General features: G+C 43.3%; 13 protein-coding genes and 1 other RNA gene. 11 read left to right on the top strand and 3 right to left on the bottom strand.

From position 1 onward, the window contains the following. Positions 1 to 46: 46 nt before the first annotated feature. Positions 47 to 739: a transposase gene (locus tag R2I63_RS03490; protein ID WP_316358929.1), complete on the top strand. Its 693-nt coding sequence runs from the start codon at positions 47 to 49 to the stop codon at positions 737 to 739. A gap of 321 nt (positions 740 to 1060) precedes the next feature. On the opposite strand, the gene R2I63_RS03485 is transcribed toward R2I63_RS03490, so the two are convergent. Further along, entirely contained in the window at positions 1061 to 1189 is a 129-nt protein-coding gene (locus R2I63_RS03485; RefSeq protein WP_316358926.1) for a hypothetical protein, read from the bottom strand. 128 nt (positions 1190 to 1317) lie between these two features. Between R2I63_RS03485 and R2I63_RS03480 the strand changes: the two genes are divergently transcribed. The 6 genes from R2I63_RS03480 (at position 1318) to R2I63_RS03455 (ending at position 6297) form a co-directional block, all read left to right on the top strand. Beyond that, entirely contained in the window at positions 1318 to 3714 is a 2397-nt protein-coding gene (locus R2I63_RS03480) for a hypothetical protein (protein WP_316358923.1), read from the top strand. Then, positions 3692 to 4291 (top strand): hypothetical protein, encoded by a 600-nt coding sequence (locus R2I63_RS03475; protein WP_316358918.1) that lies wholly within the window; start codon positions 3692 to 3694, stop codon positions 4289 to 4291. Before R2I63_RS03480 ends, R2I63_RS03475 begins: the two co-directional genes overlap by 23 nt. After that, a complete protein-coding gene (gcvH, locus tag R2I63_RS03470) occupies positions 4288 to 4650 on the top strand; it encodes a glycine cleavage system protein GcvH (RefSeq protein ID WP_316358914.1) in 363 nt (120 codons plus the stop codon). The genes R2I63_RS03475 and gcvH overlap by 4 nt, the downstream gene beginning before the upstream one ends. Positions 4651 to 4815: 165 nt before the next feature. After that, the gene (locus tag R2I63_RS03465) at positions 4816 to 5184 is read left to right on the top strand and encodes an IS630 transposase-related protein (protein ID WP_316358912.1); all 369 of its coding nucleotides are present in this window, start codon (positions 4816 to 4818) and stop codon (positions 5182 to 5184) included. Positions 5185 to 5188: 4 nt separating this feature from the next. Beyond that, a complete protein-coding gene (locus R2I63_RS03460; protein ID WP_316358909.1) occupies positions 5189 to 5749 on the top strand; it encodes a helix-turn-helix domain-containing protein in 561 nt (186 codons plus the stop codon). 8 nt (positions 5750 to 5757) lie between these two features. Beyond that, positions 5758 to 6297 (top strand): IS630 family transposase, encoded by a 540-nt coding sequence (locus R2I63_RS03455; protein WP_316358905.1) that lies wholly within the window; start codon positions 5758 to 5760, stop codon positions 6295 to 6297. Between the two features lie 305 nt (positions 6298 to 6602). Here the strand turns inward: R2I63_RS03455 and rnpB are convergent. Both rnpB and cdsZ read right to left on the bottom strand, forming a co-directional pair. Next, positions 6603 to 6967, bottom strand: an RNA gene (rnpB, locus tag R2I63_RS03450) — RNase P RNA component class A. Positions 6968 to 6999: 32 nt separating this feature from the next. After that, positions 7000 to 7767, bottom strand: a complete 768-nt coding sequence (gene cdsZ, locus R2I63_RS03445) for a zinc ribbon domain regulatory protein CdsZ (protein WP_316358901.1) — start codon at positions 7765 to 7767, stop codon at positions 7000 to 7002. A gap of 325 nt (positions 7768 to 8092) precedes the next feature. On the opposite strand from cdsZ, the gene R2I63_RS03440 reads away from it, so the two are divergent. Genes R2I63_RS03440 through ald form a run of 4 tightly spaced genes read left to right on the top strand, consistent with a single transcriptional unit; the run spans position 8093 to position 12109 of the window. Next, positions 8093 to 9598 (top strand): glycine hydroxymethyltransferase, encoded by a 1506-nt coding sequence (locus R2I63_RS03440; RefSeq protein ID WP_316358897.1) that lies wholly within the window; start codon positions 8093 to 8095, stop codon positions 9596 to 9598. Positions 9599 to 9639: 41 nt separating this feature from the next. Then, complete coding sequence (locus R2I63_RS03435) at positions 9640 to 10239, top strand: ATP-dependent Clp protease proteolytic subunit (protein WP_445083671.1); 600 nt, start codon at positions 9640 to 9642, stop codon at positions 10237 to 10239. Continuing rightward, complete coding sequence (gene dapF / locus R2I63_RS03430; protein WP_316358890.1) at positions 10239 to 10988, top strand: diaminopimelate epimerase; 750 nt, start codon at positions 10239 to 10241, stop codon at positions 10986 to 10988. The genes R2I63_RS03435 and dapF overlap by 1 nt, the downstream gene beginning before the upstream one ends. A gap of 2 nt (positions 10989 to 10990) precedes the next feature. Continuing rightward, entirely contained in the window at positions 10991 to 12109 is a 1119-nt protein-coding gene (ald, locus tag R2I63_RS03425) for an alanine dehydrogenase (RefSeq protein WP_316358888.1), read from the top strand. Positions 12110 to 12142 lie beyond the last annotated feature (33 nt).

Here is a 12142-nt window from a genome sequence, read left to right as displayed (position 1 = left end):
TTCTAAAATAATTTAAGCTCTTTCTCTTTTTAGATGGAGGATTCCCATGCAACAAGTTGAGATGATTTGCTTAGAAGACTTGGTTCCAGAAAGCTACAATTACCGTAAATTTGCCAAGATTTGGTCATTTAGTTTTGTGGAGAAAAGACTCAGGAAACTGGAAAAGGACAATCCCCATAAAGGGTATCGCTTGCTGCGGATATTCAAGTGTTTATTGCTGCAGTTTCTGGAGAACTGCAGCGATAGAGAATTAGAACGCTTTATCCAAGAAAACACTGCAGCTCGATGGTTTTGTGGGTTTAACCTGAGAGACAATACCCCAGATCACACAGTCTTTTGTCAGCATACCAGTGTAGACATGCAGACAGGTCTTATCAATAAGGTTGCGATTACTCCGGCTAATATTACAGATGCCTCAGGTTTCAAACACGTCTGTCCCTCTCAGGGAGCTAGCTATATGGACAAGGGCTATTGTATAAGTCCCGCGCCCAGAATAGCTAAGGCAAAGGGGGTACATCTAGGCGCTATCAAAAAGAATAACATGAAGGGCAAAAATAAAGATCAGGATCGGTGGTACAGTTCCGTGAGGGCCCCTCATGAGCGGGTCTTTTCGCAAATAGAGAAACGAGTGAGGCATCGAGGAATCGCGAAAAATCAGTTTTCAAGTTTTATGCAAGCTATTTGTTACAATCTGAAGAGGCTAGCGGTTCTAGATCCCCCAAATTTGTGTCTCTCCTAGGGAGAGGTGTGTCCAAATGGACTGAATTTTCCATTTCTAAACACTTACAAACTACAAAACCTATTAAAAAGCACCTGTTTTTTTCGAACTCAAAAGTTTTACATCCTGAAACTTCTGAATCTCTTTGGTTCTAAACAGCCTCCTATAAGGGGCAAGTACAAGGCATAGGAAAGAAAGATGTTTTATCTCAAAAAATATTTGTATAGGGTCTTTTTGGGATAGCAGCCTGATCTCACTGAAACGGAAACAGCCTTGAGTAAGCCTTTTTCCATAGATAAAATTTTTGCACCAGAACCCTTCTTGGAGGGTTGTCATGACATATTATTTTTTTATGTAAAGAATTGCTCCCGAAATAACTCCAGTATCGTATCCAAAGAGGAGTCCTCCAATTGCAGCAACTGCGCTGATAACGGCCAGAAGCACCCGCTGTTTCGAATTCTCACGTGCCATAAACTTCACCATTATTGGAAGAGGAATAGAAGTCAACTATATGGGGTGAAGAATTGTTTGAGGGATGTTGCGGGAAAGGAGAGGGTTTGATACGATGGATTGCTTTATAATCTATTGGAATAACCGTCATGCTGGAATTTTTTCGCAAATACCAACGCTATTTTTTTATCGTTATCGCTGTTGTCATCGTCATCTCCTTTTCCTTTTTCGGAACGCATAGCGCAATTAATGCTCCTCAAAAAGCTGAGAATAGATGTATTGGCCAAGGGGTCGATGGATCAAAAATCATGAAAAGCGAACTGGACCATATGGTGCGCTTCTTATCAAGTGATCGAAACGATTTGGCGCTTACTGAAAAAGGAATGATGCCCAACTTTTTCAATGATGGAGTGGTACGAAAGGATCTCTTAGGAACTGGCATTGGAGTGTTGCTCGCGAATGCTTATTTTGAAGATTTGAAGGGAGATCTTAGCGAGCGCATGACCCATCATAAGGCGTTTCACCCTTATCGTCATCCGACAGCCCCCTTTATCAGTGTAGAGAACCTGTGGTCGCAAGTTCTCCCTTCACAGAAAGCTCATCTAGATGCTTTTTTGAATACGACAGACGAAATGAATCCTGATGCTTTTGGGCTTCTTGTGAACTTGTACCTGGGAGAATCTGCGTTTCCTCCAAATATTCTGCGCGAATATTTAATGTTTCAGCAAAGGCATTACACCTGGATCGAGCCTGACCCAGCATTAGAACGAGTGAACTTAAATGTTTTTCACTGCCGGAGCCTAGAAGAATGGTTTGGACCTCGGTTTATTGAGCTAGCGGCGCAGTTTGTGATCAATGCGGAGCTTATTGCCAAGGAGCGGGGATATAAAGTCAGCTTTGAAGAAGCACGCGTTGATTTGATTCGTAATGGTTACGAGGCAATGCAAACGCAGCTTCGAAAAGCAGAGGTTTCTGAAGAGGAAATCTCTCAGCTTTGGCAGCAGCAGCTATACACACTTGGAATGAACGAAAAAGAAGCTGTTGGAGTATGGCAAAAAGTTATGCTATTTCGCCGCTTATTTGAAGACGTAGGTGGAGCTGTTTTTGTTGATCCTCATGTCTACGAGACATTCTATAGTTTTGCTTCGAAGGCTGCTGAAGTGGATCTGTATCACTTACCCGATTCTTTGGATATCAAAAATTTTTCTACTTTGATGAAACTCGAGCTCTATCTTGACCAAGTTTCGCAAAATCGAAAGGAAGCATTGATGCTTCCACAAACATTTGCAAGTGTCAGTGAGATTGAACAAAATTGCCCTGAGCTCATTGAACAACGGTTTTTGGTAGAAGTTGCTGAAGTGAAAAAAGATGAAGTCGCTCTTGGCGTAAGTCTTAAGGAAATGTGGGAATGGCAGCTTGAAGAAGAGAATTTTGCACTTTTAACAAAAGAGTTTCCACAACTGAAACTTAAAAATGTTGAGGATGCAGAAGAATATTTTGCAGCGCTTGAAGGGCTAGGGCCAGAACTTCGCGGAAAGATTGACCGATTCTCAAGAGGAAGGATTGTTGAAAGTCATCCTGAATGGATTCAAGAGGCGCTCAATCAAAAGCATATAAATATTCGCAGTGTGAGTTTTTCACCGAGTGGAAAAAATTCTCCTTTCGAAGGAGTAGAGTCTACAGAGAAGCTTTCCAATCTGTTTTCTATAGCAGTGCTAAAGGGAGAACTCGATAGCGATCCCGAAGCTCTTGCAGCAAAAAATCAGTTGGAATTATTTACTGGGGATGGAGAAACCTACTACCGTTTTCAAGTGGTGGACCGGGATCTCACTCGAACGGTTTTAACCTTTGCAGAAGCTAGTGAGCGCGGTATTTTAGACACTTTACTTCAAATGCATCTGGAGGCCTCTTACCCTAAAGTGCGGACCAAGAACCCTGCTGTTTTCAAAACAGAAGACAACGACTGGAAGCCTTTAAGTGAGGTGGAGAAAGAAGTGGGTCAGATCCTCTTTGCAGAGATTTTAAAGAAGATTGATTTTCAAATATCGCAGCTTGGGGTTGAACTTCCTGAAGACCGCGCGGTAAGACTTGATGAGTTCTACCCTAAATATCGCCTTTTTCCACATATGATGGTGGCAGAAAAGGACGTTCGTAGGGTTGGTGAAGGGAGTCAATTCTTGAAGCAAGTAGAGCCTCTTAAAGAGGATGGAAAGCTTGGAGTAAAGGAAGATCTTTGTTCCCAATGGTCTCTTGTGAAAGAAAATATAATGTTCAAAAATCATGAGCGTAGCCCTTGGTTTTCTTCGGAGCTCTTTTCAATGGTAGAAAAGAGCTGGTCTGATGTGGAACATCGTTCTGAAAACCGTCTTTCGTTTTTCCAGCTTCAGGAAAAGTCGGTCCCCAGTGGGAATTTCAATGCAGAAATGAAGCAGGGGCAAGCGATTCTTTCGAAAGAGGCAGAGCGTCATCTCATGACTGATTTGATTGAGCGGATTCAGAAGAAAAATGCGATAAAGCTTAGCGATGTCAGTGCTGAAAGACCTTAAGCCCTTAAGTCCAGCGGCATTTTTTGAAGTCAGGGGAAAAATCCCCAAAGCGGAAAAGAAGCGGCAGTTTAAGAAGGGACTTCTTCCGAATACCACAGGTTTGACTGGAGAGGGTCGGCTTGTTTCATTGGCCCTCTTGTGGAGTCCTGTGGGAATCTATGTGGAAATGGGATGCAAATTGGGAATCGAAAGTGGGGATCAGCTAGAGTTATTTATGGATACCCGAGATCTTAAGACATCTAATGTGATCACCCGATTTTGCCACCATTTCTCATTTGATTTGGAGGAAGAGACTGGAGCTGAAGTGACCCGTTTTCGAGGTGAGGATAGCCACGAATTGGCGGACTCTAAGCTCATCACAATGAAAACAGAGGTGAAAAGGAGCTCGTATAGGGTTGAAATTGCACTTCCCAAAGAGATTTTATATGGGTATGATCCGGTAGAGTTTAAGCGCCTCGGATTTTGCTACCGCTTTAAGCGAAAAAATGGAGAAAAGGAGCACTTTAACCTTTCTTCGGATTATTTTAATCTTGAAAAACACCCCGCCCTTTGGGCCTCAATGGAGCTTATGGGATGAAGTATACAGATACACATGAATGGTACTTAGATGGAAAGGTAGGAATCTCTAAATATGCTCAACAGGAGCTTGGAGAAATCGTTTATATCGAGCTTCCCAAGGTTGGGCAGAAAGTAGAGGCTGGGGAAGAAATTGCAGTCTTAGAGTCTACCAAGGCTGCTGCTGACATCTACAGCCCGGTTTCAGGGACCGTCACGGCTGTCAATAGGAAGCTCAAAGAAGATGTGAGTTTACTCAACCAGTTTCCCGAAAAAGAAGGATATCTTTTTGAAATCACAGCGTCCCGTCCAGAGGAAATTCAAGAGCTCTTCACAGCGGAAGATTATCGTGCTTTAAGATCTCCGCTTCAGGAAAAATAAGCTCTTTAAAGTTTCGACTCAGGATATTGTGCACAAAAAATGCGTAATAATGATTATTCCATTTTTTGTCTTTTAGTTTAAAATTTCTTATGTAAAAATAAGTTTCATATGAATTTTGTATTATTGTTATAGCTGAAATATTTCGGTTTAGTTATAATTTTTTGAATGACATATTCGCTAGATTTTAGAAAAAAAGTTCTATCAATCCGAAGCAAAGAAAAATTAAGCTTTGCCCAAGTAGCAAGACGCTTTGGAGTAAGTGTAAATAGTGTGTTTCTCTGGTCTAAGAGGTTAGAGCCGAGGCGCACTAAAATCAGACCTGCAATAAAGATTGATAGAGAGATCTTGATGGAGGATATCAAGAAATACCCTGATGCCTTCAACTATGAACGAGCACATCGTCTCAAAGTAAGCACTTCAGGCATTCGGTGTGCCATGAAGAGGTTAAGAATTAGCTATAAAAAAAACTCTCAACCATCCCAAGGCCTGCGAAACAAAAAGACAAATCTTTCAAGGAAAAATCGCAGAATATAAACGTTTGGGAAAGCCAATTGTATATATTGATGAAAGCGGGTTTGCCCATGATATGCCCCGCACCCACGGTTACTCCAAAATAGGACAGCGATGTTTTGGCACTCATGATTGGGGAGCAAAAGGAAGAACAAATGCAATAGGGGCATTATACCATTTTCTGGCATTTGCCCATCTCCAAGAAGGGAAGACGTTTACAGAAACAGCAGCCTTTGTACGGGTGAAACTCAGGTCTTTGATGAGGTGGATCAAGAGATTTAGAACGGAAGGTTTCGAAGGGTTAAAAGATAAGCCGGGTAGAGGTAAGAAGCCATTGATACCTCTAGAAAATCAAGCTGCATTCAGGCAAGCTGTTTTAGAGCTGCAAGAGAAGAAAGTAGGTGGACGTATCAAAGGGAGAGACATTTTGGAATTGATGAAAACAAAATATGGAGTCGACCCATCTTTGAAGACGGTATACAATACATTGAAAAGGGCTGACCTCGTCTGGATCTCGGGTCGATCAATTCACCCCAAGGCAGACTTAGAAGCCCAAGAGACTTTTAAAAAAACTTCTCAGAAAAAGTAGTTGAGGCATTGCCAGCAGGAGTAGAAATAGAGTCTGTTGATATTTGGTTCCAAGATGAGGCTAGAGTGGGGCAAAGAGGCACTGTAACCCGTACATGGGCCAATAAAGGAACACGTCCTCGGCTCGCACGTCAGCAGCAATTTGAATACGCTTACATATTTGGAGCTATTTGCCCCGTCAGAGATGAAGCTGTAGGCCTTGTAATGCCAGCTGTAAATACAGAAGCAATGCTTGTGCATCTTGAGCACATTTCCATGAAGATTCCTGAAGGAAGGCATGCAGTTATTGTGCTGGATAGAGCTGCTTGGCATACAACAAAGCGACTTAAAAGGTTTAGCAACATAAGCCTTCTACCTCTTCCTCCGGTTTCGCCAGAGTTGAATCCAACAGAACAAGTATGGCAAACGCTTCAAGATGAACATCTAGCGAATCGCTGTTATGAAGATTATGATGCGATTACAATGGCCTGCTGCGATGCATGGAATGCATTTGTTGACACTCCAACCAGAGTGAGAAGGCTCTGCTCAAGACCGTGGGCTATTTTATGACGTTATTTTTTACGAATGGTATTATTGGGGCTGTAACTGTATGCATTCAGTCAAGGGAGGAGCAAAAGAAGGACACAAAGGGCATTTTTGGAAGCTCTTGCCACAAGGAAAAGTGACATAGCGAGTGATTTCTCCACTAATAGCTTGCCCAATCTGTGGAAGCAAAGACCTCAAGAAAAAACTATCGCAGATCTTGCAGCAAGTAGAGTTTCCTGACGTTGATCCAATCGTGACTCAAAAGAGATGAACGCGGTTTTTGCTGCTGAAGAGCAATAAAAAAAGCGCCAACCAAGGTTGACGCTCAAATTCCCGGAAGGGGAGTAAGCCGGATTCTGTCACCCACAAACCGTAGGTTGCAATCATTCATCTAGGGACCTTATTACTAAGACCCTCAAGCGACATTGAAAGAGTCCCTTTGCGAAAAACAGCTTAGACTCTTTTCTTGCTTCAGGTGGGGTTTGCCTCTCCGGGACATCGCTGTCTCGGGGCTAGATCATTAACCCAGCATTTTCATCCTATCCAATCCTTGCAGATCAGCGGCCTGTTTTCTGTTGCACTTTCCGTAGCCTTACGGCCCCCAGCATTTCGCTGGCACCTTTTTCTCTGAAGTCCGGACTTTCCTCTCTCATAGAAGCCGAGCTTCTACAACAGCGATTGCATCCCGCTCCGTAGTTTCTTTAGTCTCCGATCGTGATCAGAGATTTACGCCTTTACAGCGCGACGGCGACGGCGGCGCGTTGGCGCTTCCGCTCCTTCGGCTGCTTCACTTTCTTGCCAGAAATGGATCCGCGAACAATGCTCACAGAAGACGATAGCCTTTTCCTTGCGGACGAGGTTTTCGTGTTGGAGGGTGAGGGCTATATGGCACCCGCTACATGTCCGATTTTCAATCGGAACAATCACGCGGTCTTTTTTGTTGCGGAGAAGGCGTTCATAAATTTTAAGGGTTTCGGGCTCAGCATTCCCGACGATTGCATCGCGTTCGACTTTGAGGCGCTGACCCTCTTCATTAATCTGATCGATGCTTTCTTTAATTTCTTTTTCTAGCTCTTGGCTATTGGTTTCTGTTGAGGAGAGGCTCTCTTTAATTTTCTCAAGGATCTCTTCCTCTGCGACCTTTTTATCTAAAATGTTGGATGTTTGAGTTTCAAGAGCGACTTTTTCTCTTTCAACAGTTGTCATCTCCTGAGTGAGGGCGTTGAATTCCTCAATTTTTTTAACACTTGATTGTTGTGATTCGAGCTTTTTATACTTCTCTGTAAGTCCTTGAATCTTTTCTTCAAGGCCGCTGACCTGTTTGTCAAGATCACCGATTTCTTCTTCTTTCAGTTTCAATTGTTCATTCAGCTCGATGCGGAGAGACTCAATCTGCTTTAGCTCCCCTTGCCGCTGCTTTTTTACGCGCATCAGGCGAATCATCTTTATATCAAATTCTTGAATATCAAGTAGTGGCTTTATTGCTTCGTGCATCTAGTTCTCTCTGAAGTTTGCTTATGACCAACAGCGTATCTTTTTTCCAAAAAATTCTCAAGAGAAAACTCAAGCTCCCATTGAGAGAGGCGACTATGGATAATTGTAAAAAATGATGTTTCATGCCGTATTCTTCAAGCTATTATTGTGTCTTTGAGGCTACGTAGTAAATTAAATTTTATTTAGGCGTGTCGGGCTAAAGTTGTGGCCGCATAGACTTTCTAGCAAATCACTGGGTCTGAGTTGTAGCAATAAAAAGATCAATTTGCTGGTTTAATGGGAATGTGGCATATTGAGAGGTTGAACAAGGTGGAGAGATGCCCGTATGTCCTATTTAAGCCGTTATTTTGAGAAGACTGTAGAGGCGGAGAGAGACTCTGCAGCCATTGCCTATCTGGCAGCTCTTGATCATATCCAGAAGGAAAACCCTGAGGTTGCCTTCGGGATTGTCAAAGAACTTCAAGATCAAAGAACGCATTTGAAATTGATTGCATCGGAGAATTATTCTTCATTGGCAACGCAGCTGACAATGGGAAACCTTTTAACCGATAAATATAGTGAAGGGTATCCGTACCATCGGTTCTATGCCGGGTGTGAAAATGTCGATAAGATTGAGGCTTTAGCTGTTGAAGAGCTTAAAAAACTTTTTGGCGCGGAGCATGCTTATGTGCAGCCCCACTCTGGAGCAGACGCTAACTTAGTTGCATTTTGGGCAATTCTTGTTCATCGCGTTCAAAATAAAGAGGTTGAAAAGCTTGGAAAGAAGAGTCTTGATGAGATCTCTTCTGAGGAATATGAACGGATACGGATGCTCATGCTTCAGCAGAAAATGATGGGGCTTGCGTTAGACTCAGGAGGTCATTTGACCCATGGATTTAAGCATAACGTTTCGTCAAAGATGATGCAGGCAACCTCTTACGGCGTCGATCCAAAGACAGAGCTCATGGATTACGATGCTATTGAAAAGCAGGCGATGCGAGAAAAACCTGCGATTTTAATTGCTGGATATTCTGCGTACCCAAGGCTCGTTAACTTTGCAAAAATGAGGATGATTGCAGATAAATGCGGCGCTGTTTTTATGGTTGACATGGCCCACTTTTCAGGTCTTGTTGCGGGAAAGGCTCTCACTGAGGAGTTTGACCCTGTTCCTTATGCGGATATTATTACCTCGACAACCCATAAAACGCTTCGTGGCCCGCGTGGTGGATTGATTCTTTGCAAAGAAGAGTTTCGAGAAGTGATTGATAAGGGATGTCCTCTTGTCCTTGGGGGACCTCTCCCTCATGTCATGGCGGCCAAAGCAGTTGCTTTTAGAGAGGCAAACAAGCCTGCATTCAAGGCGTATGCAAAACAAGTCATTTTAAATTCCCAGGCAATGGCAGATCAGTTAATGTCCCGAGGAGCAAAGCTTTTTACTGGGGGAACTGATAATCACCTGGTTGTTGTCGATGTCATGGAAAGCTTCGGAATGACAGGGCGGCAAGCCGAGACGGCCATGATTGAGGCCAACATGACGGTAAACCGTAATACAATTCCTAATGATGTCAATGGAGCATGGTATACATCTGGAGTGCGTTTAGGGACAGCTGCGTTAACATCTCGTGGCCTTAAAGAAGAAGAAATGAGACTCATTGCTGATTTAATGGTAGATCTGCTAAAAGCAACAAAAGCAAGGATAGTAGAACGCACCAGGAAACTGAGCAAAGCAAAGGTGAGTATTGACGGACCTTGTCTAGAGAAAGTGAAGCAAGAAGTCACACTTCTTTTGGAAGGATTTCCGCTTTATCCCGAGCTTTCTGTTTTAGATGAAGTACAAAAATTAATGGTATAACAAAGGATAGAAAAGTGACGACTCAACTCAATCCCATTCGACTGGAAGATGATGAAGACGAAAAAGAATCTTCCAAACCATTCGATACAAAGATCGAAGAGATTCTTCTAAAAAAACGGCGAATCTTTTTCTCTACTTCTGTTTCTGATCAAAGCGCAAAGGATGTGATCCGCAAGCTTTGGTACTTAGAGCATACAGCTCCCGGAGAACCTATCTTATTTGTAATCAATTCTCCTGGAGGGTCTGTAGATTCTGGGTTTGCGATTTGGGATCAGATGCATATGATTACATCGCCAGTCGTAACTGTAGTAACAGGGCTTGCGGCTTCGATGGGTTCTGTCCTAAGTTTGGCTGCGGCTCCAGGAAAGCGTTATGCAACCCAAAATGCGCGCATTATGATTCACCAGCCTCTTATTGCTGGAGTGATTCAGGGACAGGCGACGGACTTGGAGATCCAAGCAAAAGAAATTATCAAAACGCGTAAGCAAATTGTCGATGTTTATGCAAAGGCAACAGGAAAGGATTCCGGTTTGATCGAGAAAACAATTGATCGCGATACCTGGATGACTGCCAATGAAGCAAAGGACTTTGGGCTCTTGGATGGGATTGTAGGATCCTTCCAGGAACTCGGTTTTGAATAATGACATTTTCTTTTTCCAAGTACCATGGGACGGGGAACGACTTTATCTTGATCGATAACCGAGAAATGGGGATTTCGGTCGGCCCGGGCATGGTTGCAAAAATTTGTCATAGGCAATATGGGATTGGAGGCGATGGGGTCATTTTTTTGAGACCTTCCAATCAGGGAGATTATGCAATGCAAATCTTCAATGCAGATGGGTCGGAGGCGGAAATGTGTGGCAATGGCCTAAGGTGCTTGGTTCAGTTTATTCAGGATTTAGGAGATAAAAAAGCAAAGTTTCAGATTGAAACAATGAAAAAAGTCTACACCTGCAAGGTTAGTCAGGGGGAAATTTCTGTCCAAATGGGAGTTCCCAAGATTGTAGAAGAAAAGGACTCAGAATATCTTCTCGAAGTAGGTGTTCCTCACCTTGTTGTCTTTACTGATAATCTTGCTCGCTTTGATCTGGAGGCTCGAGATCGTTTTTCTGATTTAGGAGTAAATATCAATTATGCTATGCTCGATCCCCTTAATACTCTGCATGTGCGTACTTTTGAACGGGGCGTAGAAGAAGAAACTTTTTCATGTGGGAGTGGCGCAACAGCTGTTTGTATGGCTGCATGGCACCGTTTTGGGATTTCTGGATCTATCGAAGTCATCTTTGGTAGCACGGAGAAACTTCAATTCGAGATGCTAACTGAAAACAAAAAACTTGTAGAGATCAACATGTCGGGTGATGTCTGCCATGTGTACAATGGGATGATTTAAAGATGAAGATTGGGGTTCCAACAGAGGTCAAAGACCATGAGTATCGGGTTGGAGCAACTCCTGCGATGGTCAAAGCTTTTGCCAAAGGGGGGCATAAGATCTTTATTCAAAAAGGAGCTGGATCAAAAATTGGCTTTGAAGATGAAGATTATCGGAAGGCAGGAGCAACAATTGTGCCTGGGCCTAAAGAGGTCTACGCTGCTGAAATGGTGATTAAGGTGAAGGAGCCTCAACCTTTTGAGTACCCTCTTCTTAGAGAAAACCAGATCCTTTTTTGTTACCTCCATTTGGCACCTGATCCTGAGCAAGCAGCTGCGCTTTTGAAACGAAAAGTCGTTGGCATCGCTTTTGAAACGGTTGTCGATCATAAAAGGCGACTTCCACTGTTAACTCCAATGAGTGAAATGGCGGGAAGAATCGCGATCCAAGCAGGCGCTTACGCGCTTCATATGTCAAATGGTGGACGAGGAGTTCTCCTTGGGGGAGTTCCTGGGGTGTCTCCAGGAAAAGTGGTGATTATTGGTGGAGGAATCGTGGGGACGCAAGCTTCAAAGATGGCCGTAGGCCTTGGCGCTGATGTTACCATCTTAGATAATAACCTCAATCGTCTGCGGGAGCTTGATGATCTCTTTGATGGAAAACTTAAAACGCTTTACTCGACCCCAGCGACTGTTGAAGAAGAGGTCATTGCTGCTGATCTTGTGATTGGAGCGGTTCTTATTCCTGGAAAAATTACTCCCAAGCTTGTGACAAAAGGTCTTATTAAGAAGATGAAACATGGAGCTGTTGTTGTAGATGTAGCAATCGATCAAGGGGGGTGCTGCGAAACCTCTCGTCCCACGACTCACTCCGATCCTATCTATGTTCAAGATGAGGTTGTTCATTATTGTGTTGCGAATATGCCAGGAGCTTGTGCTCGTACTGCAACCATTGCGCTTACGAATAGTGTCCTTCCCTATGCACTTCGACTTGCTGAGCTTGGGTATAAGAAGGCGCTTCTTTCTGACTTCCTTTTTCTCCCCGGGATGAATGTTTGTTTAGGAAAAGTGACGAATGAGCATGTAGCTCATGATTTAAATCTTGATTTCCATGAACCTGAAGAGGTCTTAAACGCGCTTTGACTAAGGGGGTCTTTCAAAACCAGCACTATTTAG

Source organism: Candidatus Neptunochlamydia sp. REUL1 (assembly GCF_963457595.1).
Taxonomy (GTDB): Bacteria; Chlamydiota; Chlamydiia; order Chlamydiales; family Simkaniaceae; genus Neptunichlamydia.
This window is presented reverse-complemented; position numbering and strand designations above follow the sequence as displayed.

Bases quoted from the DNA above. Each gene is read 5' to 3' on its own strand.
- R2I63_RS03490 (WP_316358929.1), top strand. From the start codon at position 47: ATGCAACAAGTTGAGATGATTTGCTTAGAAGACTTGGTTCCAGAAAGC.
- R2I63_RS03485 (WP_316358926.1), bottom strand. From the start codon at position 1,189: ATGGCACGTGAGAATTCGAAACAGCGGGTGCTTCTGGCCGTTATCAGC.
- R2I63_RS03480 (WP_316358923.1), top strand. From the start codon at position 1,318: ATGCTGGAATTTTTTCGCAAATACCAACGCTATTTTTTTATCGTTATC.
- R2I63_RS03475 (WP_316358918.1), top strand. From the start codon at position 3,692: ATGTCAGTGCTGAAAGACCTTAAGCCCTTAAGTCCAGCGGCATTTTTT.
- gcvH (WP_316358914.1), top strand. From the start codon at position 4,288: ATGAAGTATACAGATACACATGAATGGTACTTAGATGGAAAGGTAGGA.
- R2I63_RS03465 (WP_316358912.1), top strand. From the start codon at position 4,816: ATGACATATTCGCTAGATTTTAGAAAAAAAGTTCTATCAATCCGAAGC.
- cdsZ (WP_316358901.1), bottom strand. From the start codon at position 7,767: ATGCACGAAGCAATAAAGCCACTACTTGATATTCAAGAATTTGATATA.
- R2I63_RS03440 (WP_316358897.1), top strand. From the start codon at position 8,093: ATGTCCTATTTAAGCCGTTATTTTGAGAAGACTGTAGAGGCGGAGAGA.
- dapF (WP_316358890.1), top strand. From the start codon at position 10,239: ATGACATTTTCTTTTTCCAAGTACCATGGGACGGGGAACGACTTTATC.
- ald (WP_316358888.1), top strand. From the start codon at position 10,991: ATGAAGATTGGGGTTCCAACAGAGGTCAAAGACCATGAGTATCGGGTT.